General features: G+C 62.8%; 20 protein-coding genes, 1 tRNA gene and 2 pseudogenes. 7 read left to right on the top strand and 16 right to left on the bottom strand.

The features are described 5' to 3' along the window. From CGLY_RS00440 to CGLY_RS00450, 3 genes are all read right to left on the bottom strand, one after another. Positions 1-1,599, bottom strand: a complete 1,599-nt coding sequence (locus CGLY_RS00440) for a PP2C family protein-serine/threonine phosphatase (protein ID WP_038545051.1) — start codon at positions 1,597-1,599, stop codon at positions 1-3. Continuing rightward, complete coding sequence (locus CGLY_RS00445; RefSeq protein WP_038545066.1) at positions 1,596-2,090, bottom strand: FHA domain-containing protein FhaB/FipA; 495 nt, start codon at positions 2,088-2,090, stop codon at positions 1,596-1,598. Before CGLY_RS00445 ends, CGLY_RS00440 begins: the two co-directional genes overlap by 4 nt. 85 nt (positions 2,091-2,175) lie before the next feature. Continuing rightward, positions 2,176-3,168, bottom strand: coding sequence for a DUF3662 and FHA domain-containing protein (locus CGLY_RS00450; RefSeq protein ID WP_038545078.1), 993 nt, complete (start codon positions 3,166-3,168; stop codon positions 2,176-2,178). Positions 3,169-3,438: 270 nt separating this feature from the next. Here CGLY_RS00450 and CGLY_RS00455 point away from each other — a divergent pair. Further along, a tRNA-Leu gene (locus tag CGLY_RS00455) sits at positions 3,439-3,521 on the top strand. A 447-nt stretch (positions 3,522-3,968) separates the two neighbouring features. Here the strand turns inward: CGLY_RS00455 and CGLY_RS17335 are convergent. The 6 genes from CGLY_RS17335 to CGLY_RS00480 form a co-directional block, all read right to left on the bottom strand. After that, positions 3,969-4,637, bottom strand: a complete 669-nt coding sequence (locus tag CGLY_RS17335) for a hypothetical protein (RefSeq protein WP_144313606.1) — start codon at positions 4,635-4,637, stop codon at positions 3,969-3,971. A 17-nt stretch (positions 4,638-4,654) separates the two neighbouring features. After that, on the bottom strand, positions 4,655-5,152 hold the full coding sequence (locus CGLY_RS00460) for a hypothetical protein (protein WP_038545091.1): 498 nt from the start codon (positions 5,150-5,152) through the stop codon (positions 4,655-4,657). Between the two features lie 6 nt (positions 5,153-5,158). Beyond that, entirely contained in the window at positions 5,159-7,561 is a 2,403-nt protein-coding gene (locus CGLY_RS00465; protein WP_144313607.1) for a hypothetical protein, read from the bottom strand. Positions 7,562-7,578: 17 nt separating this feature from the next. After that, positions 7,579-7,929, bottom strand: a complete 351-nt coding sequence (locus CGLY_RS00470) for a hypothetical protein (protein WP_038545110.1) — start codon at positions 7,927-7,929, stop codon at positions 7,579-7,581. 145 nt (positions 7,930-8,074) lie between these two features. Beyond that, entirely contained in the window at positions 8,075-8,440 is a 366-nt protein-coding gene (locus CGLY_RS16555; protein ID WP_052539370.1) for a hypothetical protein, read from the bottom strand. Positions 8,441-8,553: 113 nt separating this feature from the next. Continuing rightward, positions 8,554-9,336, bottom strand: coding sequence for an MspA family porin (locus CGLY_RS00480; protein WP_052540506.1), 783 nt, complete (start codon positions 9,334-9,336; stop codon positions 8,554-8,556). A gap of 837 nt (positions 9,337-10,173) precedes the next feature. Between CGLY_RS00480 and CGLY_RS00485 the strand changes: the two genes are divergently transcribed. Beyond that, entirely contained in the window at positions 10,174-10,356 is a 183-nt protein-coding gene (locus CGLY_RS00485; RefSeq protein WP_038545114.1) for a hypothetical protein, read from the top strand. 139 nt (positions 10,357-10,495) lie between these two features. On the opposite strand, the gene CGLY_RS00490 is transcribed toward CGLY_RS00485, so the two are convergent. Further along, complete coding sequence (locus tag CGLY_RS00490; protein ID WP_038545117.1) at positions 10,496-11,221, bottom strand: helix-turn-helix domain-containing protein; 726 nt, start codon at positions 11,219-11,221, stop codon at positions 10,496-10,498. 347 nt (positions 11,222-11,568) lie between these two features. On the opposite strand from CGLY_RS00490, the gene CGLY_RS00495 reads away from it, so the two are divergent. Next, the gene (locus CGLY_RS00495) at positions 11,569-11,880 is read left to right on the top strand and encodes a hypothetical protein (RefSeq protein ID WP_038545119.1); all 312 of its coding nucleotides are present in this window, start codon (positions 11,569-11,571) and stop codon (positions 11,878-11,880) included. A gap of 277 nt (positions 11,881-12,157) precedes the next feature. Here the strand turns inward: CGLY_RS00495 and CGLY_RS00500 are convergent, their stop codons facing one another. Continuing rightward, positions 12,158-12,703 (bottom strand): helix-turn-helix domain-containing protein, encoded by a 546-nt coding sequence (locus CGLY_RS00500; RefSeq protein WP_227590317.1) that lies wholly within the window; start codon positions 12,701-12,703, stop codon positions 12,158-12,160. Between the two features lie 251 nt (positions 12,704-12,954). Between CGLY_RS00500 and CGLY_RS00505 the strand changes: the two genes are divergently transcribed. Continuing rightward, positions 12,955-13,146 carry a hypothetical protein gene (locus tag CGLY_RS00505; protein ID WP_038545122.1) on the top strand — a complete coding sequence of 64 codons (192 nt, stop codon included), beginning with the start codon at positions 12,955-12,957 and terminating at the stop codon, positions 13,144-13,146. 83 nt (positions 13,147-13,229) lie between these two features. Here CGLY_RS00505 and CGLY_RS00510 read toward each other — a convergent pair whose 3' ends face one another. Beyond that, positions 13,230-14,549: a metallophosphoesterase family protein gene (locus CGLY_RS00510; protein WP_038545125.1), complete on the bottom strand. Its 1,320-nt coding sequence runs from the start codon at positions 14,547-14,549 to the stop codon at positions 13,230-13,232. Positions 14,550-14,625: 76 nt separating this feature from the next. Beyond that, positions 14,626-15,459, bottom strand: a complete 834-nt coding sequence (locus tag CGLY_RS16560; RefSeq protein ID WP_052539372.1) for a metallophosphoesterase family protein — start codon at positions 15,457-15,459, stop codon at positions 14,626-14,628. Positions 15,460-16,197: 738 nt separating this feature from the next. Here CGLY_RS16560 and CGLY_RS00520 point away from each other — a divergent pair. Further along, on the top strand, positions 16,198-16,605 hold the full coding sequence (locus tag CGLY_RS00520) for an ABC transporter substrate-binding protein (RefSeq protein ID WP_227590460.1): 408 nt from the start codon (positions 16,198-16,200) through the stop codon (positions 16,603-16,605). Here CGLY_RS00520 and CGLY_RS18055 read toward each other — a convergent pair. Further along, positions 16,584-17,545, bottom strand: a pseudogene (locus CGLY_RS18055) (transposase). The gene CGLY_RS00520 and the pseudogene CGLY_RS18055 overlap by 22 nt on opposite strands. A gap of 253 nt (positions 17,546-17,798) precedes the next feature. Here CGLY_RS18055 and CGLY_RS00530 point away from each other — a divergent pair. Next, positions 17,799-19,433, top strand: coding sequence for an AMP-binding protein (locus CGLY_RS00530; RefSeq protein ID WP_052539379.1), 1,635 nt, complete (start codon positions 17,799-17,801; stop codon positions 19,431-19,433). A 276-nt stretch (positions 19,434-19,709) separates the two neighbouring features. On the opposite strand, the gene CGLY_RS00535 is transcribed toward CGLY_RS00530, so the two are convergent. Then, positions 19,710-20,399 carry a TauD/TfdA family dioxygenase gene (locus tag CGLY_RS00535; protein WP_052539380.1) on the bottom strand — a complete coding sequence of 230 codons (690 nt, stop codon included), beginning with the start codon at positions 20,397-20,399 and terminating at the stop codon, positions 19,710-19,712. A 333-nt stretch (positions 20,400-20,732) separates the two neighbouring features. Then, on the bottom strand, positions 20,733-21,512 hold the full coding sequence (locus tag CGLY_RS00540) for a TSUP family transporter (protein ID WP_038545134.1): 780 nt from the start codon (positions 21,510-21,512) through the stop codon (positions 20,733-20,735). A gap of 287 nt (positions 21,513-21,799) precedes the next feature. Between CGLY_RS00540 and CGLY_RS17025 the strand changes: the two are divergent. Continuing rightward, positions 21,800-22,486: pseudogene (locus tag CGLY_RS17025) on the top strand (IS6 family transposase). Positions 22,487-22,604: the final 118 nt, after the last annotated feature.

The following is a 22,604-nucleotide window of genomic DNA, read 5'->3' on the forward strand; positions in this document are numbered from 1 at the left end:
TCAGTTCACCTCCCTGCACGACACACCGGGTGTGGTGAGGTCCGAGGGCTCCCCGCCGCGTGAACCTGAGTTGTTGTCGCGGGTGACGCAGACCGGCAAGGTCTGTTCAGCGAGACGACGGATCTGCCCCTGGATCTCGTCGTAGGAGTCACGGGGCAGGTTGTCGAGTGTGCCTCGGGCAGCCGGGGTGAGGTCGGCCGTGGAGAAGCGGTGGCAGTCGTCGTCGCTCCCGGCGGGAACCAGCCGGACATCGCCGTCATCGGTGAGGCAGACCTCCTGGTACACCGACTGGGTCGAGATGCCCAGGATGCTCCCCGGAGCACCCTGGTAGATCTGGATCGGTGAACCGGATTCGGCGGCGGCCGCCGTGGTCGACGGAGCCGGTGGTGTTTCCGAGGAAGCCGGGGCACCGGACGGGTCCGCAGGTGCGGACGGGTCGGCCGGCGCGGCTGTCGAGGTGCCGGCACCGCCGGTCACCGGGGGTGTGGACACCGTGGTGGTTGCTGCGGCGCCGGAGTCAGCGACGGCGATGAAGTAGGACTGGCTGAGCGAGTCACGTACGTACCAGACCGTCGCGCCGGCGGCGACGATGAGTACGAGGGCTGCGGCGAGAGTGATGATCAGCCCCTTACGACGTCGCTTCTTCGGTTCGGGCTCCTCGGCGTCCGGGCCCGGCGACGGAGATTCGGCTCCGGGCTCCGGCTGGGCGGCACGGGGGCGCTGCACGATGTTGACCGCCGAGGCGCGTCCCGCCGAGGTGTTCGGACGCGGCAGCTCGGGGGCATTGGTGTTCACCGCGCCGGCGAGGGCGGGGGCGGTGGGCAGGACGGCGCCCTCCGGCAGGGACGCCGGGTCGACGACGTCGGCCACGACCACGGTGACGTTGTCCGGGCCACCGCCGCGCAGGGCCAGGTTGATCAACTGCGAGCCGGCCTCCTCCGGGGTGCCGGTGGCCAGCACGTCACGGATGGTGTCGAAGCTGACCGGGTCGGACAGGCCGTCCGAGCACAGCAGATAGCGGTCACCGGGCTGCGCCTCACGCAGGGACAGCGTCGGTTCGACGGGGCGACCGGTGAGGGCCTTGAGGATCAGCGAGCGCTGCGGGTGGCTGCTGACGTCTTCGGGGGCGAGCTTGCCTTCGTCCACCAGGGACTGCACGAAAGTGTCGTCCTTGGTGATCTGGGTGAGGGTGCCGTCGCGGAAGAGGTAGCCGCGAGAGTCGCCGACATGGCAGACACCCAGTGATGCCCCGTCGAAGAGCATGGTGGTCAACGTGCAGCCCATGCCCTCCTGGGTGGGGTTGTCGTCGACGTGGGCGGCGATGGCGCGGTTGCCGTCGTCCATGGCCTCGGCGAGCATCGTCAACAGCCGGTCACCGGAGGGCTCCACACCTTGGGAGAGGGTGTTCTCCAGGACGTAGAGGGAGGTGATCATCAGCTCGGAGGCAACTTCGCCTGCGGCGTGGCCGCCCATTCCGTCGGCGAGGGCCAGCAGGTGGGGTGAGGCGACGGCGGAGTCCTCGTTGTTGGAGCGCACCAGGCCGCGGTCGGACAGGGCCGCGTAGTTCAGGGCGAGGGGCGTGGCGGTGGTCTCTGTCATGCTTCCAACCTCACCGTGGTCTGGCCGATGCGGATCTCCTGGCCTGCGGAGAGCTGTTCGGGCTGGTCGATACGCTGCCCGTTGAGGAAGGAACCGTTACGTGAGTCGAGGTCCTCGAGCAGCCAGGTGCCGGACTGCTGGAACAGCCGGGCGTGGGTTCCGGAGGCGAAGTCGTCCTCCAGGACAATGGTGCAGGAGCCGGAGCGGCCCAGGGTCACGTCCTGGTAGCCCTGCAGATTGAGTGTTGTCCCGGTCAGTGGGCCGGAGATCACCGTCAACGAGCCCGGGGGAGTGGCACGACGGAAACCGCGGCCGCCCGACGGTTTGGGGCCGGTCGCAGCGCCGGTGGACGGGCCGGAGGCAGGCGCAGCACCTGCTGTGGCTGCCATGGCGTTCACGTCCTTACGCATGGCGCGGACGGCCACCCAGACGAACAGCCACAGCACGACGAGCAGGGCGATCTTGGCGAGCAGCACCAGAGTCGTCTGCATTCGGGGTCATCTCCTTCGTGCCGGTGGGTTGACCGGTCGGTCAACGTTTGATCCTACCGGCTGAATCTACCTTCCGGAGGCCCCGTCAACTGAACCGAACGTCGATCTCGCTGTGCCCGATGGTGATGACGTCGCCGTCGGCGAGTAGCCAGCTGTCCACCGGAATCTCGTTGACGGTGGTGCCGTTCGTGGACTTCAGGTCGGTCAGGACGGCGTCGTACCCGTCCCAGGTGATCTCGGCGTGCTGACGGGAGACGCCGGTGTCCGGCAGACGGAAGTCGACCGCATTGCCGCGGCCGATGACGTTCGTGCCGTGCTGCAGCAGGAAGCTGCGGGCCGAGCCGTCCTGGAGGTAGAGGGTCACGGTGGTCTGAGGAACCTGTTCCCCCGCGGCGGCGTTCGCGGCGCCGGTGGCCTCATCGGCGTTGTTCGCCGGGGCCTGGGCGTTGTGCGAGATCACCTCGGTGCCGGGATAACTCTGCAACGGCTCGCCGAGGTCGGGGTCCTGTTCGGGCTGCTGATTCTGCTGGTCCTGTTGCGCAGCCTGGGCGGCCTGCGGTGACTGGGACGGACGTGCCAGTCCGACGAGGGGGTTCGGGTCGGCAGCGGGGGCGGGCTCGTCGGCGTCGTAGGAGTGGGCGACGGAACTGCGCCCCGAGTCCGGTTCGCTACGCGGCCAGTGCGGTTCGGGCTGTTCGGTCTTCTCGAAGGAGGACCGGGCCTTCAACTGCCCGGTGTGTAGTCCGTCGTCCTTCACGATCTCAACGGCGACGGGATGGTGTGTGTCCCACCCTTCGTTGCGGATGAAGCGTTGGAGGCGGCCGCGGAGCTCGTTGGCGAGGTCGGGACGCTTCTCGAGTAGGGCGGTGTGATCGTGTTCGGAAACGTGGACGCGGTAGGAGGAGGGGGCGTAGACGGTGCCGGTGTGGTCCTCCATGAGGGTGTCCTCGACCTCCTGCTTCAGCAGTTCGTCTATTTCGGCGGGGACGACCTCGCCGCCGAAGACGCGCGCGAAGCCGTTGTCCAGCCCGCGCTGCAGGGAGCTGTCGAGCTTACGGAAGCGACCGAAGAGGTCCATGGTGGTTATGCCTCACCTTTCGTTCTTTCGTCCCGTAGGGCCGGTTGCCTTCATCGGGGTGCTGGTCCGGCGGGGTGCTGGACCGAGGACGGCACACGTTGTCGGCCCACTATACGGACTGGAGCTGTGAAGTGGGTGTATCTCGCCGGGTGTGTGGCCGGGCTTGGTTCCGAATGCTGGTCTGGCCTGTGACTTTGTGCGTGGTCGATGACGGTGATAATGTTGCTCTCCGTTGCAGAAGCAACCCACGTCGATATACATCGATGCCACGGGCGAGTGGCGGAATGGCAGACGCGCTGGCTTCAGGTGCCAGTGTCCTTCGGGACGTGGGGGTTCAAGTCCCCCTTCGCCCACAGTGAGCGGTTCACGAACTGAGCCGGCCGGAGGTCACAAACTCGAAAGGGTTTGTGACCTCCGGTTTTTCGTTGTCCGGCTGACACGCCCTTCGAGATTAGCAGTTGGGGGAGTTGCGTGGCGAAGTCCCGGGTAGCGGTGGACGAGGCGGATTCCCCGAGGGTTTTCGGTGGGGTTCGGTCACGAACTTCTGTGGTGGCGCAGGTTCCCGGGCCAGCCGAGTGCAGGGCAACGTAGAGCAGAGCGTTATGAGTTGTCTAGCTTGTAGTTAGTTGAACATGGACCGACCGAGGAGGTTGTCGCGATGTTGAACGTTCGCACTAGCAGGATGCTCAAATTGAGAAGCTCAGTTGTAATTGGACACGCCATACCCGATTCAGGTGGCGAGGTGAACCCCACGGGAAAGCATGTTCAACATGGAGTAAATACCAGGATACGTAAACTAGTTAGATCTTCTCCACCGGCACACTCAAGGCATGAGCTAGAGAAGCAGCAAGATGGCGTGGACTAGAAAAATAGAACTGTGCTAGAACGTTCGAGTTGGGCAGGATCGATTTTCCATCGAGGTCGACTATATCAATAGTGGGGCGAAATAGTCTTGGCTTGACCACAAGTCTAGTTGAATCACCAACGCGTACATTGGCGTTCGAGTTTCCCTTAATATATATCTGCCCCTCGTTAGCCACCAAAAGGCCAGGCTTAAAATTTCTCGTCGACAGATGCCATAGCATCCAGCATAGAACGGGTATTCCAACAAGTCCTGCCACGGCAAGTCGGCCTTTCCATCGATGAGCCATGGAAGGATCAAAGAATCCTGACAGGATACACGCTAAAGTGGTAAGGAAGAATGCGAAAAACAACACCTCGACAAGGTAAGACTTGAGTGTGACCGCTTTCGAGGTCTTTTCTGATACCCAAGAGTACCTGATGGGAGAGATATCTGGGAGTAGTATCGCAAAGAACCCCGTCACCAGGATGAGGAGGGCAACAGCCAGTAACAGAGCACTAATTTTCGCTATTACGTAAATTTCCGCGGAAAATATCTCCCGCGTAGTCAGCGCAAATAGGATTATAAGCGCAACGGCAACTAGGGATCTAAGTATGGTGTTCATCATCTAGGTTGGTTTTCGTTCTAGGAAATCTTCTTAGAAATAAAGTCTCCCAAGTGGAAGGGTATTCCGGACAGGTTTAACACCGTGACAATGAGTAGGGTGTCAACTGATAACAGGGATTGGCGTGTCCATACATAGGCTACCTGCATTGATACGCCAAGTCTGCTAGGTCCGAGAGCGGCACTGCTTACCGCGTATTTTTGTTCATTGTCAACGTTCCAATGTGTCCACTCGGCTGTACCCTGCTCGAGTCGGCCTCCATCGAAGGAGTCCACCTCCCTAAGATAGGACTCCAGAGGGGTTGTTCCTTCGATTGAGAATGCCTGTATGGACAAGTGGCCGCCGATGGAATCGTTCTGCATGTAGGAGAAGAATTTACCATTGAGCGACAATTCTTGTTCATTTTCTGCCCAGGGGTACGGAGGGAGGAGCCCCTGAACAGCTTTACTTGAAAGCGAGTCGTTCCATTCGGTTAGCTGGCTTCCGTTGTTCTGGATGAGATCCGTAAGTGTGGTCATGATGATCTAGAAAATCCTATCCCATACCCATTTGGTTGCTTCAGTGGCTGCGTATGTTGCAGCTGCGGTTGCTGTTACACCAGCTGCGGCGGTAACCCAGACAGGTGCAGTTACCCCCGCAGATGCGAGAAGTAACCCAGTTCCCGTTACTGCCGCGGCTCCCCCTAAACCGCCCAGGATGTTGGTGGTCGTTGCCTTAGCGGGGGACTCCCCATCTTGGATGTCTGCTGCTATGCCCAGTCCGGTGCCAGCGGCACCTAATGCACGACCGGCTCCTTTGAGAGCGCGAATCTGTGCGTCAGCGTCATCGGGTCTGATTCTACCTGCATCTCGATCCGCTTCAATTTCGGCGATACGCCCGTCGATCGGTAGATCCGTGCCCACATCGTAAGCTGCGGCTGCTGCATCGCTTGCTTCGAACTGGCCGTACTCATTTCTTTCGACGCTGACTTCGTTCCCTTCGGTGTCGGTGAGTTTACCATCGTCGCCGCGGTAAACCGGGACGCCCCCGATCACAGCACCATTGATCCATTCTCCGGTGTCGGGGTCGTAGAAACGCCCCGTGTTCGGGTCCGGTTCCTGATTGCCGGTTACATCATTGCCCGAATCGTCCAGCGGGACGACGGTCTCGCCGTCAGTGCTTACTCGTGAGCCGTCCGGGTCGTCCACCTGGGTGCTCACCCCGGCATCGTCACGCTGGGTGGATTGAATGTCCGACGTGGTGCCGTTCGGATTGTCTACCTGCATCTCGTACTGGTTGTCGCCAGTACGCTGGTAGTCGCCGTAGGACTGAGTCCCGTCCGGATTGTCGGCGAGCACCGTGCCTTGCGAGTTGTCGGCGTTGCCCTGTGAGGTGACGTCAGGCTGGACGGCTGCTTGGGGAGTCGGTGCAGTGTCGTAGTGCTCGGAGTAGTGGGTGCCGTCATCCTGGTTGGACTGTGCGTATGCGGATGTTCCGTCATCGTTGTTGGACCAGGCGTCCCACCCGCCGACGTCGTTTTGCACGCTGCGGGTATCTGTGAACGTCCCGTCCTCGCGCTCGATTCTGGTGTCGACTGTCTGTCCGCCGGTTCCCTCAGGGATGGTGTGTGTCGCGGTTTCTCCGTTGCCCAGGTCTTCGGTCCAGGTGTCTCCGTCGGAGCGCCCGGTGGTGTCGACAATCCCAACCCCGTCCTTCTTCTCCTTGTCGGGGTCGGCCAGGATCGGCAGTAGGGTGGTGCGGTCCGGGTCGACGATCTGGACCAGTTCGCCGGTCTCATTATCGACCTCGTAGTAGGTTTCCACGGGTCGTCCGGACGCGTCGTAGGCCCAGGGGGCCTTGACGTGTTCGACGACATTGCCGTCGGCGTCGAGGACATCGACACTGCCGTCCGGGTTCTTCACCATCTGCCCGCCCTCGGGCACATCCATGTCGAAACGGTGCTCGCGTGGGGAGTACACACCCTCCAACAGGATCAAGGATTGTTCACGCCCGTTGCCCCAGTTGATGTCGCCGCGGTGGGCGCCGTCGCGGCGCCGTCGGTCAGCCAGGATCGCGCCGGCTGCACCGGCGAGTGCACCCCCGGCACCCAACGGGCCGACCGGTAGACCACCAGTTTCATTGTCGCCGTCACCGGCGACCGCCTCGTCAGCGGTGTCGTCCACACCTGGGGCGGGTGCCGCGGACGTTGGTGCGGCACTGGAGGTGTCGTCGGTGTCATCACGGTCGCCACGGTCGTTGCTGCTGTTACGGTCGGTGAGTTGTCGTCCTTCCAGGCCGTCCTGGCGGGTCACACTAGTGACCCCGGAGTCGGTGTCGGTGGTTAGAATTTCTCCGGTCGCGGTGCCATTGTCGGTGATCACCGCCGGGCCGTCGGGAGTGTCGACGACGCGGACGTCACGGGGGTTGCCGTTGTCGTCGGTGACGGTGGTGTCCCAGGGCACGACGTCGCGTACGTTCGAGCGGGCGGTGTTCCCGGCCGAGGCCCCGGTGGTGTCGGTGGGTTCGGCAGTGCCCATGCGCTCGGCCAGCCCGGTGCGCGGTGCACCTAGGGCCATGTCCTGCTGGTATTCGCTGTCGGGCCGGTCGAAGCCCTCGTACTGGTGGGTGCGCTCGGGAGCAGGTTGAGATCCGCCGTTACCACCGCCGGGTGGGGGTCCCGGCGGCAGGGTCGGGGTGGGGATGTCGCGGCAGATATAGGGCGGCCATTCGTTGCCGGTGGGTTCTTTGCCTGGGTGGGCTGCCCGCCAGGCGGTCTCCATCGCGGCGTTGTACTCGGCGGTCTGGCGTTGGCACCGTTCGGCCGGGGTTTCCTGATCGGCCAGGGCGCTACCGGTGCTGGCCAGCACCAGTGGGGCGGTGATCAGCCCGGCTGTGGCCAGGCTCGCGGCGTAGCGGTACACCCGACGGGGCAGATGTGTTTTTTTCACAGGTCATCCACCCCGGGTTACTGCTGGGGGGTGGAGGTGCTGGTGGCTTTGCGCCACAGGGCCAGGAACCCGGAGACCATCAGACCGCCGCCGATCATCATCACGATGACGTAGCAGAACATCACCGGAACGTAGCCGTAGTCGCTGATTGGTTCGGCGATGTGCTCGGAGAACGTCAGTGCGGCCAACACGACCAGCACGCCGATGATGAGTTTGACCACCGGGATCCACGTGGGTTGTGTGGTGGGGTTGTCGGTGGCGTTCTCTGCGGTCTGACCAGACTCGGGGCTACTGGCGGTGACCGGCAGGGATGCTGTCGCCGGTGCAGCGTCAGCTGCGCTGTCGGTGGGACGGGTGGTGGTGCTCATGGGTGAATCACGGATCCTCAGATGTGTCGGAGTCGGCGGACGTGCCGGGCTACCGGTCCTGGTCGGTCGGGGTGTGTGCGAGGCGGGAGTGCCTAGCGGATGCGGGTGGCTTTGTCGCCTACGCACGCGGGGATAGGCAGGGAGATCAGGGCACCGGGAGGTTCCACTGGTTGAGGACGAGCCCGCTGTAGGTGTTGCCGTCAGGCGCGGCGACACTGCCGATGAACCAAGCCCCGGGGTATGTTCCTCGGCCTGGAGTGTACTGGCCGGTGGCTTTACGGCAGTTGCCGTCGGTGGCGCCGGCGACAACTGGACCGAAGCGCACGTCGTGGTAGACGATGCAGTCCACGTTCGTGCCGTGGGCCATGAATGTGCCCACTGTGGCGGCAGCACTGGTGGGCGCGGTGATCCCGGCGGTGACCGTAACGGCGGCCAGCGCCATTGCCGCGGCGCCGGCAAAGCGACGCACACGACGGCGGCTGCGGGTGGTGGTAGGGGTTGTCGAGGTCATGACAGCTGAAAACTCCTGGGTAGACGGTGCCGGGTAGGCGGTCTCGTCACGAAGATCAGGCCGCGGACACCGGTCGATTATGCCGGTGCGTACCGGTGCTTACGGTGGGTGTTCTAGCGGATGCGGGTGGCTTTTCCGTAGACGCTGACCGCGTCGACCGAGGTTGGTGAGGTGGTGGACACGGTGACATAGGAGCGGATGCTCACCGGGCCGGCGCACCCGTTGATCTGCAGGTGCGCGCCGGTGAACCCAGCGGAGGCGCGCTTGTAGTCCGGGTCGACGGGCATGCTGACCAGGGAGATGTCGGACACGCCACCGGGGTTGAGGTGTGCCTGCACGGTGGGGGAGGCCTCGATTTTTCCGTCGACGCCGGCTTCGGCGCGGGCGGTGGCGTCGGCACCGGCGGAGACTCCGGTGACGCTGGGCAGGTCGACCTGGACGCTGGGTCCGCCTTCGATGCCGGCGTCGGCGTGGGGTGCGATACCGGCGGTGCCGGCGAGTTCGACGTCGACACCGCTGGAGATGTCGACCCCGCAGCCGATCTGGTAGCCGGCGTCGAACATCGCGCCGGTGAGTTCGGGGGCGCCGTTACCGTCGATCCAGACGTTGCCGGTGAGGGTGCCGAAGGCTTCGCCGGTGGTGGCTGAGGCGTCCAGGGGCGGGGCGATGTTGACCGACTCGTCTGTCTTGGCGGCGTGCAGGACCCAGCCGTCGGCGGTGGTGCGGGAGACCTGGCGGTCGGGCAGGTCGGTCGGCCCGCCGGTGACCGGTGCTGGCCACGGCAGGGTGGGTGCAGCGGCGGCCGGGGCGATCGCGGTCAGGCCGAGGGTGGCGGCTGCGGTGATGCTGACAGCTGCCGCAGAGATTGTGCGTGTGGTCTTCTTGGTGAACGTCATGGCGATAATGTAGCGAACGATCCAGCAAAGAACACGCTGAAAATTGATCACGTTTTCATCACGGCTTCGGAGGGGCAGTGGGTGCGCCGAGTCCAGGAGCGGTTACTTATGGGGTCTTGCATCGCCCCTGGTAGCAGGTGTGTAGCACAGTAGTTGATGTATCAACTGCATAGCTACGATGAAGTATTTTCGCAGGCTGTGGACAGAATATGTGTCACGGTCCCTGCCGGCGGGGACTGTCAGGCTGACGCTGTGTGCCGCTTGGCAGTGGAGGGTCACCGTATGGTCACGGTCTGACGTTCGGGGACGTGACGGTGTTACATCTCCAATGAGGTGTGTTTGTCGATGTAACTCATTCCGGGGGTGCCCCGGCGGGTATCGTGACACGGTGGCTACCCGTGAGAGGGGCGCATAGTGCAGCGACATTGGAACTCTGTTTCCACCGCATGGTCGGTGGAGGCCTACCCCTGGGGACTCTATGACGCTGACACTGGCGTAGATGTTCGGTCCTGCGGTCCTCTCAACAGCGAAGCGATGTACGCAGAGGAGCCAGCGAAACTGTCGTCCGCACTGTTTTTTTGGTGCGGCACGTCCAGGTTCAACACATGCTGGATTGAGTAGTGCGGCACCGTGGGTGGGCTTACCTGTGCCGCGTACGAGTCGGAGGAAGCCTGTCGCAGAAGCGTTCGGATGGGTGCCTGACAGATGATTCAGAACGCTAACCGTCGTTGATGCAGAGGAACCGATGACGCCGCCGACGGCATTGTTTCCGACGCCGGATCAGCGCTCTACGTCACAGTACAGGTCAAGTCCTGGGACGGGTGAGCTCGTCACGGCGTGAACGCCGGAAACATCTCGGAGCTTCTCGAAGGTGTTCTGGAACGCTTTGGCACGCCTCAGTTAGCTGATCTGAAAGACGGGATGTTCATCGTCGAAGCTGAGTTCACTCACTCTGAGGGAGCTGGTCCGTACACCACACTGGAGGCGGCGAAGTACCTCGCAGCGATTCCATACCGCTAGTCGCATTAGGCGTCGTCGATCACCTGTACTGAAGTCTTGGATGGCGGCCACCATACGCTGGCCTGGTAGTTGACCTCCCTGACATTTCTTGGCTGGATGTGGAAGCGCTTGTCACAGGGTGTCGGGGTTCGCCTGGTAATCACCGTCGAGTTCGTCTCTCCCATCCTTGCCCGGTAAGAACCTCCGTGAGTAGTCGGCGTCCGGCGCTGCGGGTCCGAGCGTCGGTGTCGTCGGCGAGGTCGGCGCCGGCGATCAGGCGGGGCACCACGAGTCGCCCTTCGATCGTGCGGGTAGCAGCACGATAGAGACCGACATCATCCACACGCACCGTCAGGTTGCCTCGGCCGGTAGGGAGCAGGACGTACCCTCTGACGAGCTGCTCGAGGTCCTCACTGCTGACGTAGATGTCCGCGTCACCTCCGGTGCCGAGTCCGAGGCGGTAGCTTTCCACCGCGCTGATCCCGGTACGCGTGACCCTGCGGTCGGTGAGTAAGGCAGTCAGGTCCCGTGGCCCTACTTTGTAGCGGTGGGTGCTGTTGGCGCGTCTGCTCGTCCACCGACGGACAACATCCACCTCGGTGGTCGACGAGAGTCGGCGGCGCAGTCGGGAGCGCTCCGTGGCACTGAGCCAGGCCGCGGCCCCGCCGTCGGCGAGGTCCGCGGCCGCCCAGGCGACCCGCGGCGACATCGCCCGGCTGGTGGCTCCGGCGGTGGTGAGGCCGCGTTGGTGCTCGATGCTGGCGGCGTCGATGAGCCACAGGGTGCCGACACGGCGGGCGGTGAGCCCGCCGGAGTTGATCAAGGCCCGGACTCGAGCCTGGGAGACACCGAGACGTGCCGCGGCCTCATGGGTGGTCAGCTCCATGCGCACAAGTGTAGCGGTGGCGCAATAGAAGTGTTCACATCTTGGCGAGGTGGCTACTTGACTGTCCAGTTGTTTCCGCAGCTTTGGCAGACTGCGATCTTCTGATTGCTGAACTCTTGGCGGGTCGTTCCCTCCGGTCACGGACACCTACCGGCCTGTGCCCTTTCACGGCAGAATGGCGAGGGTGAGATACGAACGGCTGGTGCAGAATGACCGCCTACGATGACTGCCTTTTGTGTGCCGTCGAGGGTGACGGAACCCGCGCACAGGAACCAGAAGAGATCCCGGCACCCGTGGGGATCCCTCGCAGGGCCCACGGTCGGTCCATTGGTGGAAGGATTGAGGCTATGAACCACGTCATCCATATCGAACAGCATCTCGCCGAGGACGGTCACGCTGCTGGAAGTGTCGACCAGTTCCTGGATCGGGTTCTCGATGAGTTGTATGACCAGGGAGTTGAGGCTGATTACCAGGCGACGGTCAGTGCCCTGGAGGTGGTCTGGACGCTGAACGTGAACGCTGGTGACCGGTTGGATGCGCTCATTGACGCGTGCACGTTCCTGCGGGCTGCCCTGAACGCTGTGGGGCGGTCGGGTGGTTGGATGGTTCGCGAGGGCGGTGACGGGATCGTCGAGGTGAAAATTTCTGGCGAGAGGTAGGTGTGCGCCTAGTGGCCTGGTGAGAGCCGTGTCGGTCATTCTGGGGGTCCTTCTACTTTCTGCGGTGTCCCCACAGCCCCCGGGGTCCTGTTGAGGGCCGGGGAGACCGACTCCCACATATCGCGCACCCGGTTGAGGATCCGCAGCCCCGGCCAGGTTCCCACGAGAATGTCCCGGTTCAGGTGGCCCAGGTGCTCTTGGGTGAGTGCTTACTCTCAGCACCGTGGTCGACATCGGGTCCAGCTGCGGCTGCAGCAGGGTAGAGGACGTCAGGTGTTTAGCCCTGCGCCCTGTCGTGGGTGACCCCCAGGTGGATCCCGATGGTGATGCCGATGCTCACCAGGTCGTCGAGGGTGAACCTGTCAATGCGTCCTGCGGACAGTTCGGCCAGTCGGGGGTGGGTCACCCCGAGTGTGCCGGCGGTGGTGTCGGCGTTCCACCGTTTTTCGGTGATGTGGTCGTTGATTGAGGACAGCAGTGCTGAGCGTATTCGGAGGTTCTCGGCCTCTGCCGGTGTGTCGGCGAGGGCGTCCCATACGCTGGTGGTTCTGGTGATGGTGGTGTTCACGGGGTGTGTTCCTTTCTGCGGGCGATGGTTTTCAGTTGGTCGGGTGTCAGGTCGTCGAGGGTGAGCTTGTCCATCGCTATCGCCCACCACACGGTGGCGTCGATGCCGCAGACATTCGCAGATGTGCTCGGACCGGTCGGCGGCCATGGCGGCCATGGCGGCGTAGGCGGCGGCGATGGCAGCCTCCGAGTCCGGATCCGCGGTGTCGCCGTTGGTGCCAGGGTCGGTGTCGTGGTCGGGGTGATGGTTGGGCATGTGGGTGTGCCTTCCTGGTGGCTCCATCCCGATTGACGGGTGAAGAGGTCGACTGTAGTGGCGACAGGAAGCGGATATCAAGATTCTGTGTCGTCTTCTGCGCAGGTGGGGAGGGGTGTGTCGTGTTCTGCGCAGTCTGGCAGTGAAGGTTCCGGCACTGTGCAGCCGAAGGGTCGGAACGGCCGGGGTGAATCCCCGGGAAGCACTTGTAGGGTGGGGGTACTTCAGAAGGACAGACAGCAGGAGGGTGGATGGCTTCGCGCACGGGCTCGACCCCGTCGGTGGAAAGGCGCCGGGCGCTGCTGACCGGTGTCGGCAGCCTGGTGGACCTGCATGGTGGGGCCACCTATCGCAGGATGCAGGAGTTGATGCCTGCGCCGAAGCGGCCGATGACCCGTGGGGAACTCGAGCAACTGCTTCAACGGTTGGATTCTCAGGCGTAGGGCAGGCTCACGGCCGGCTGCGCAGAACACGACACATCCCGCCGGGGTGAATCAACCTCGGCGCAGCCTGAGCTCTGTCAGCCTCATTGGCCTGTGGGTCTGGCGGCGTGCGCGGCCCACAGGCGGATTTCCTCGGTGCCCCACATATCGATGATGGGGCTGAGGTGGCGGTAGATGTCGAACTCGCCGCGCGGGTCCAGCAGGTGGGTCGCTAAGGCGTCGATGTCGTCGTTGCGAATCCAAGCGGTCAACTGTTCGGCGGCCTTGTCACGGGCAGTGGCTTCGGTGTCCTCGGGTGTGTCGGTGCGGGCGATGCGTCTGGCGGCGAGGGTGTGCCGCAGCCCAAGCCCACGCTGGCGCCCGGTGACTCGTTGCAGGATCATGCGGTGGGCGGTGATCGACTCGACGGTGCTCGGGTCTACCTGCCCGGCGTAGGTGTCCAGGTTCACCTCAGGGGCGGGGAGTTCGACGGTGCCCCACTCGAAGAGTCCCTGGTGCTCGACATGTCGGTGTTCTGTCGGGACCTGGGTCAGGTCATCGTCGGGGTAGGTGTAGGTGAACCGCTCCACCGGTACCGTCCAGGTCCAATCGGTGGTGTCGAGGATCGCCACCGATCCGGGGTGGGTCTCCTTGTTCAGGCCGATGTCCAGGACTCTGGCGACAGGAGCGGCGAAGCGGGTGTGGTGGTGACCGTGGACATGCACTCGTGGTCTCGCGGCGTCGCGGACGCCGGTGAGGTGGGTGCGGTTGGTCTCGCCGGCGGGTTCACCGGCCTTGTCTTGGGCGTGCTCGCTGCCGTGGGCTAGGGCGGTGAAGGCTTCGGTGGTGGTTTCGTGGGTGACCAGGATGTCCACCGGAGGTTGGTCAGGATCAGTCGCTGCGGCGATGGCCCGCTCGGCCTGGGATTCGGTGATGTTCTCTGCGGGCCACCAGTTGAGTCCTTCGGTGCGCCACTGCTTGTCGATCGAGGATGCTCCGCCGAGGAACAACAGCTCCACCCCGGCGAGCCGGGCGCGGGTACCGCGGGGCATGTAGGTGACATTGTCACTGATGCGTACCGGGCGGGGTGTGTTGGGGTTCAGGAGGTCGGGGTTGTCGTGGTTGCCGTCGATGAAGCGGACGTCCACCTCGGTGAGGTCGATGCCGGTGTCGTGGCAGGCGTTGTTGATGGCGGTTTGGGCCTTCTGCGCCATGTCGGGGTGGCCTGGTGGTTGTGGTGGGACCTGGTCGCCGTAGAGCCAGTAGTCGCCGCACTGGATGATGGTGGTGGCCCCGGCTTCGAGGACGAGGGCGACGGTGGTTTCCAGGGCGATGTCTTTGCGGTGGATGTCTCCGATAAAGGCGATCAGGTTCGGGTTGGGTGCAACCGGGTCGCAGTTGTCGACGGTGTCAGGGTCGAGCATGTTTGGTGTGTCCTCGAGAGTGTTGTGGGGGCTGGGCTGGGGTGTGTCGTGTTCTGCGCAGGCCGTAGTCTCGGATTCACATCCGAGGGGTAGCGGTGAGCTCCTCGTCGTCCCCGGTGTTCTGCCGGCCGACGGGGATCGTCCAGGTCCAGTCGGTGGTGTCGCAGAGGGCCACCGAGCCGGTGGTTTTCTCCAGGGACAGGGAAATATCGGTGACGAGGTGGCCTCCCAGGTCGTGGCTGGTCGTGTGTCGGGTGTGGCGGTGTCCATGGACCTGGACCCGTGGACGGGCATGCTCGACTATCGAGTCGAGGTGGGCGCGGTCGCTCTCGCCAGCAGGATCGTTCAGCTTGTCGCGGGCGTGGCCACCATGAGCGCACAGAGCGTCGAAGGCAGAGCTGGTGGTCTCGTGGGTGACCAGGACGTCGACAGGCTCTCCAGGGGCATCGGTGATCCGCTCGACCTGCGTGGTGGTGATGTTCTCTGCTGGCCACCAGTTCTTTCCCTCAGTGCGGTGAGCGAGGTCGGTGGAGGACGCCCCGCCGAAGAACAGGATGTCGGCACCGGCGAGCCGGGCCCGGGTGCCGCGCGGCATGTAGGTGACGTTGTCGCTCATCGGCACCAGACCAGTGGCGTCGGGGTTGAGTACGTCGAAGTTCTCGTGGTTGCCGTCGACGAACCGGTAGTCGATGTCGGACAGCTCGATCCCGTCGGGGCAGATCCGACGCCGCGTCCGCTGCAGCTTGGGCAGCTCCTTGGGTCCGTCGTAGATCCAGAAGTCGCCGACCTGGATGATCGTGGTGCACCCGCGGTTGAGGGCCTGTGCGGCGGTGTGCTCGAAGGCGGCGAGCTTGCCGTGTAGATCGCTGACAAAGGCGATGAGGTTCGGGTTGGGTGCGGCGGTGACCATGCGTGGGCTCCCAGGGAAGGCGGGCTGTGGTTTGTGGAACGTGACGGTAACACCAGTGGGAGCGGGTTGGCCAGAAACGTGAGCCAACTTCTGCGCAGATCAGCTACTATTTCCTGATGAGACGCGGGGCATCAGAATCAGGCGTGTGCACAGTTCTGCGCACCTCGGGTGGATCCTTCCAAGTTTTATCGTTGCCAGCCTGACAGATTTCCTGATGTGCATTGTTGCTACTGCCGCACTCGGCTAAACCGGAAGAAGCGGACGAAGCATGCAGAAACGTTGGCACAGTTGTCGGCACGTGCTCTGTCACATGCCCCATCACATGCCCCATCACATGCACTATCACGTGCTCTGTCACATTGTCTGGCACGTGCCCTGTCACGTGATCTGGCGCATGGGAGGTGACGCCGGGAGCGACTGACTTCGGTGCGTGCATATGCGCGCGTCAGGGAGGGTAAATCCGATACGGAGGAGTGTGGTCTCCATGCTTTCTCGCAGTGAATCGAGAGGGGCCTGCTGGCACAGGGGCCTGTCACGGGCTGAATCCGTCATCTACGGGGACGGTCATTCGCTCGCCATGGCCGACCTGTGGATCCTCCGGCCCAACATTTTCGTCGTAGTCTGAGCTGTTCCCGGGGTCGCGTGTGCCGGACTAACTGACCGCCCATACAAATAGCTTGGTCTAGAAGATGTCCCCGGAGTGGTCTCCGCCGGCGGTCCGCCGAATACACCTTCCACCTGCGGGACGGAGCGACGTTCCAGTGCAGCACCCCGTTCACGTCGTCCTCGGTGAAGGACAACTTCGAGGCGATCGTGGACCTCGGCGCCCGCTCCTCACTCGGCTCCACCTATCTCGCCGGTCTCGAGGAGATCGACACCCCCGACCTGTACACGGTCACTGTGCGCTTCGTCGAGCCCAACGCACAGTTCCTCGAGGCCAGCTCCGCGATGACCCTGGTATTCTATGCACCGGAGACGCTCGGGAAGTCGCCTGAGGGGCGGTGCACCGGCGACCTCGGGGGGCCGGGCCCGTCACACTGGCCGACTTCAGTCAATCCCGTTCGAGTGGTGTACCCGTCAGCGACTGACTCAGCAGTGGACAGGCCGCCGACAGAACAGGATCGCTACGCCGCGAGAGCCTCCTGACCGTCACCGGAGATGGCACCAGCGCCGTCGGTTTCACGTGCCTTCGCCAGTATCTCCGCAGTGCCCGACAACATCGTCAAGGGCACGTACCGATGCTGCTGCATCCAGTCCTCGTGCTGCTCAGCCAGCACTGCCTCGACCAACCGAACCACCGAGTCACGGTCCGGGATGATCGCCACGACATCGGTCCGCCGCCGGATCTCCTTGTTCAACCGTTCCGTCGGTTCGTTGGACCACATCTTTGCCCACGCCGACCTTGGAAAGGCGGTGACCGTCAGAATCCCATCTCCTCCAGATGCGCCACGGCTTTCGGCAGTCTCACCTCGAGCATGTCGACCACCGCGCGTGCCTGCGCCCACCCCCGGGCCGGCACTTCCTGGTTGATGGTCGACTGGAACATGGTGCGTACCCGCTTCCATTCGGATGTCGGGACGGCTTCCGACGGGTTCTTGGCGTAGTGGGTCCGGCAGCGTTGCCACGACGCGTCGGGGAGACACCGCCGATGGCGTGCTGGATTCCGCAGTGGGCGGGGCTGGTGATCAACCCGACGGTGGCGAGCAGGACCGAAGTCTCTTCCACCCGGACGCCTTTGCGGACCCTGGTCGTCAACGCGTCGGCCGACAAGTGCAGGCAAGTTCCGGCTTCCATCGAGTCGAGGTCTTCGGCCAACGTCGACACCTGGGCCTTGGGCATTCCGGTGATGCCGAGGGATTTCACCAGGTCCTCCATCCGACTGGTGGACACGCCTCTCAGGTAGGCGGTGTTCAGGGCGGATTCGACGCGGGAGTTGAGGTCGCGGTGGTAACAAGCCGTTGCGTCGGTTGGTGCGGGTCTCGCTGGTGGTGTCGTACTCGGTGCCGCGAGAGGCCTGGTCGGCCTGGGTGGACAGCAGGTCGTCGAAGTAGCCGGTGGGTTCGACATGATGAGGTCCGGAGGCGATCGTTGGTGTCTTTTCGAGGATGTGCAGGCGCTGAGTGAAAGGCACCGCTGTAGTCTCCTTGCTGATTGGCAAGGGGATTTTACACACCACGCTAAAGGACGACAGGCATTGCGGCACCACCGGGTACCGACCGTCGTGTACCGGATTCGCGGTTCTGGTCTGCAGTCGGGTGCGCCACGCAGTAGGGTTTCCTGCATCCGAAAAGGTGCGAGGAAAGGTGATTTGTAAAGTGAGAAATAGGGCACAGCAGTTTATGTTCGACACCAAGGGGCTTCTTCGTGGTGCTCGGGCTGCAGTCTCTGCGGGATTTTTCAATGGATTTCAGGTCAAGGACGGTATTACGACGGCCAGGAGCCTCGTCCGCTATGGAGCGTCCCTGTCAGGGCTGCTTGAGGTCGCAGCGGCACGATTTCCCGACCGGGTCGCACTCGTGGACGATGACGGTGAGCTCACCTACGCAGAACTACGTGACCAGGCTGTACTCACCGCACAGGCGCTTGTCGCCAACGGGGTCGGCGCTGACAGCAAGGTGGGAATCATGGCGCGCAACGGCAGGGGATTCCTCATTCCCCTGGCGGCCAAAGGGTACGTGGGTTTCACCGTCTTCCTGCTGAACGTGGGGGCCAGCAGGACGCAGATCGCCAGTATCGTCGACGACCACGACATCAGCTTCCTTTTCGTGGACTCAGAGTTCGACGACAGGGTTCCCGACGAGAGTTCAGCGGTCAGTATCTGCCATTCGTGGATCGGAGACGGTGCGCGGAAGGACATCGCTTTCCCCTCTTTCCGTGATTTGTGGGCCACGCCGGCGACGACTGACGTGACTTTCGGACGCCGTCCCCGTCAGGGAGGAGTTGTCCTGATGTCCTCAGGGACAAGCGGCACCCCGAAAGCGGTGGGACATGGTGAACCGCATGTGCCGCTGGGCGTTCTCGGTCCCCCCGTCGAGACCTGCGGGCTGCAGGCTGGATGCACCCTGCAGATGACTGCGAGCATGTTTCACGTCCTCGGGTGGGGTGCGTCGTGCATTGCGCTGTTCGCCGGTTGCACGATTGTGACGCAGCGAAACTTCAATGCGGAGAACGTGCTGCACCAGCTCGACCGGTACCGGTGTGACGGTCTGATCAGTTCCGCTGTGTTCCTCAAGGACCAGCTCGCGGTCCATGAGTCTGACCCCGGCAGCTACGACACCTCGTCACTCACGTTCATCCTCAACGCTGGTAACGCCATGAGCGAGGACCTGGTCCGTGGCCTGCAGGAGCGCTACGGGTACATCCTCGGTTCCGGTTACGGGTCCACCGAGGGGTTGCTCGTGTCCTATTCCAGTCCGTCGGATCTCAGGGAGGATCCGTTGACGGCCGGGCACCCTGTGTGGAACGGACGCCTGGAGCTGCTCGATACCGACAGTGGGAGAGAGGTCGGGGCAGGTCAGGTGGGTGTGGTGCACGCCCGCAACGCCATGTCGATGAAGGGCTACCTGGGTACCAGGGATCGCGAGGATGCGACCCGTGGACTGCTCAGCCTCGGTGACAAGGGCGTCATTGATCCGCAGACCGGCCGCCTGCGCGTGCTGGGGCGCAATAACGACATGATCATCGTCGGTGGAGAGAACATCTGGCCGACCTCTGTGTCCGACATCATTGACCGGGTAGACGGTGTCGCGGAGTCCTACTGTGTCGGGGTGGAAGACGACGAGAAGTTCCAGCGCGTCAAGGCGTATGTCGTCACTGACGGGTCCGCCGACCTGAGTGAGGACGACATCCGCACCCATGTGCGGGAGAACTTCATGGCTCCGGCGATTCCTCGGGACGTGGTGCTGATGGACCAGCCGCTGCCGCGCAACCCGATCGGTAAGGTCGTCAAGCGGGAGCTGGAGGCGTTTGGCTGAGCGACCCTGCCTGATGCTGAATGGCGCGCAAGTGACGCCGAGCGTGGGGTAGTGCTCTGGTCGACCGCGGACAGCCCGGATGGCCGCAACGTAGGTGCGAGCACAACTCTGTGACCGCTGACACGGCGAAGTGGGGATCACTAATCGTGCTTGCTGTCCTCGTCGCCGTCGGCGAGCCTGCCCCGCGACCTTGATCCTGTCCTCGAGTTTACGGGGACAGGATCAAGGTAACGGGCTCGAGGGCTCTGATGTTGGCTCTGTTTTAGTTGCTGCTATTTATAGGCTGTCGATGAGTTCGAGGCAGTGGGGAAACACCGTCTGATTGTTCCAGCGTGCCCAAGCAGGAGCTCCCGAAATAGCGAAGCTGCGTTTGAGCCACCGGTCAATACCGTCATAACGGGGAGCGAAAGGTGTTCGGCCGTGTGCCGCGCAGTGATTATCGACCACGACGATGTCGCCTGGGGTGAGCTCGATGTCCTCTGAGACTGATTCGAGGGCGGCGATGAGGTTCTCGGCGGCCTGCTGGGACCGATCATCAACTCCTTTGGTGGTGTGGGAGTTGAATCGCAGGTACCAACGATCGGTTGTCTGCCGCAGGACCTGGTGAGGGTGAGTCTTCCTTGCGATGCCGTCGCCACGGGTGAAGGAACTCGGGAAGCCGCTGATGGATGATGGCTGTTGCAGGATCTCCAGGTCATCCTCGGTGAGCAGGTAGACAGCGTGGGCGCCCTCGGCGATGCGGGTCCGTGCCTGACGGTCGTGATCGACGCGCAACCCGATGAGGATGAGGTAGTCAGGGCGGAAAGGGTGGTGGACGTTTCCAGTGTGAAACTCGAACTCGACCGAGCCGGTATTCTCAGCGCGAAATTCTTCACCTTGGACCGGCCGAGTGTTGTGGTAGAGGCGTCCGTCCTGTTCATCAGCGTAGCCGCAGGATTGGCCAAGAGCGGAGACGATGGTTTCCAATGTCTGGTCGGTACCCGGAGTCTCCGGAAAATCCTGTGGGAGTCGCTGGCAGCTCGTCGTCGATTGGTGCGCCCCTGAGGAACGTGAAGACTGGGCCGTGCCCAGCTTCCCGGCGGGCTCGGAAATCCGAGATCGTCTTGAACAACGAATCAGTCTGTGTCGTGGCCATGTAGTGTCCTTACCTGTGGTGTGAGTGGGAACTTCGCGGAGCATGATCGACAGATCAGGTGGTGGAAATCTGTCTGAAATGACGCTGCACCAGCAGGCTAACGTAGTGGGTGCTACGGCGACACCGTTAGGATTCGCTGTAAGCAGAAGTTCACTAAGTATTGATCACCCACCAGTACCGATGAACTGGTCGTAAGTCAGCTTTGCAGACATTGCTACGATGACCACGAGAATGACGACGCGGACGAAGCCGGTCCCTCGGCCGATAACCATCCGAGCGCCGACCTGGGCGCCTATGACGTTGGTGACAGCCAACCCCAGGCCCAACAGCCACAACACTTCACCCTGTATCGCGAAGGTGATGAGAGCGCCGAGGTTGGTGAAAACGTTGATCACTTTCGCCCAGGCGGCACTCTTGATGAAGTCCCCGCCCAGCAGGCTGGTGAAGCTCAGTATGAGAAACAAGCCTGTGCCAGGTCCGAAGGCGCCGTCATACACGCTGATGGCTGCGACAAGTGCAATAAGCCCCAGGAGGGTTCGTGAGCTGGTGTGGGTCGTCGATGATGCGCTGCCCTGACCGAACGATGGTCGGAAGAGGATGAACAGGCCGACTGCTACCAGAAGCACGATGATTACCGGTCGCATGATCTGTTTGTCGACAGACGACGCGATCAGTGCACCACCGGCTGATCCAGCCAGTGCCAACGGTGCGTAGCGCAGTGCTTTGGTCGCTGAGGGAACTTTCCTGGCTAAGACAGCAGCGGAACTGGCGGTACCGAAGATCGCTGCGACCTTGTTGATGCCGAGGGCCTGGGCGTTGGACATGCCAGGGTTCAGGATCATCACCAGGGGGATAAGGATCAATCCGCCTCCGCCGACAACGGCGTCGACCCAACCGGCAGCGAGGGACCCGACGAGCAGGATAGAGATGACCGTGGCAGACAATACGCGAGCTTCCTAACTGTGCAGAAGGGTTAGTCAGCGAGAGCAGAATCTGCCCTGCATCCATAGGTCAGCGTAGAGGGAGACGATCAGATCCGCTTAGTGAATATCATCTCGAGAGCTCACCAGCGTCAACAAAACCTCAGTGCTCAACCCCCCCAGTGCACCGGACTCTAGCTGAATAATTCTCACCGGCGCACACCACGCGGTGCCGTTGCGACGCGGGGGTTTGCCAGCCAGGATGGGGGGCTCATCGGAATTTCGCCGGTAGGCACTCTTCTCAAGACGTCATCCTGTGGGCGGTGCGCTGGCAGTACCGATACGGGGTGGCATACCGCGACCTCGACGGGATGCTCACCGATCCTGGAATTTCGGTGAATCACACCACCTTTTACACTGGTCGGTGAAGAAATGTGGCACCGAAATGGATAAACGTAGCCGCTGGTACCGTCAGACCTCGCCTTAGTTCGCTTATTCTTGGCGGGTGGATGAAACCTACATCCGGGCTGCCGGGACGTGGCGCTATCCCTCCCGCGCAGTGGGTAAAGACCGCCGCACCCGGGATTATTACATCTCCATCAGACGCACCACGACACCGGCAACGAGGTTCCTGGGGAAAGCACTACGAAGCACTGGTCGAGGTGGACCTGAGGGTGGCCCGAGGGAAATCTGCACCGACAAAGCGCCCACCTACGCAGCGGCGATCGCCACTCTGATCAAAAGCCGGACACTGTGGAAGGAGGTGGAGGACAGGCAGGTGAAGTACCTGAACAACGTGATCGAGGGTGACCAAGGCCGATTGAAAAGTGTTTCGGGGCCTACGGGCGGTGGGGTCAAGAACTCGTTGTCGGCGTACCGGACGTTGCAAGGTGTCGAGGCGATGCACGCACTACGCAAAGGCAAGGGGGAAGGTGTTCGCCCTCGGACAGTCGGAACCGGATGCGGTGACCGTGGAGAACGCCTTCGCCAACGCCTGACTTGCCCGACAGATCACCAGACACCAGGCATTGAGCTCCCTGCTGGCGCGCACGACCCAAGCTTGTAACAGCACGCTTCAAGCCGTCACGTCACCCTTTCACCCATTTAGGATGAAGG

Source organism: Corynebacterium glyciniphilum AJ 3170 (assembly GCF_000626675.1).
Lineage (GTDB): Bacteria > Actinomycetota > Actinomycetes > Mycobacteriales > Mycobacteriaceae > Corynebacterium > Corynebacterium glyciniphilum.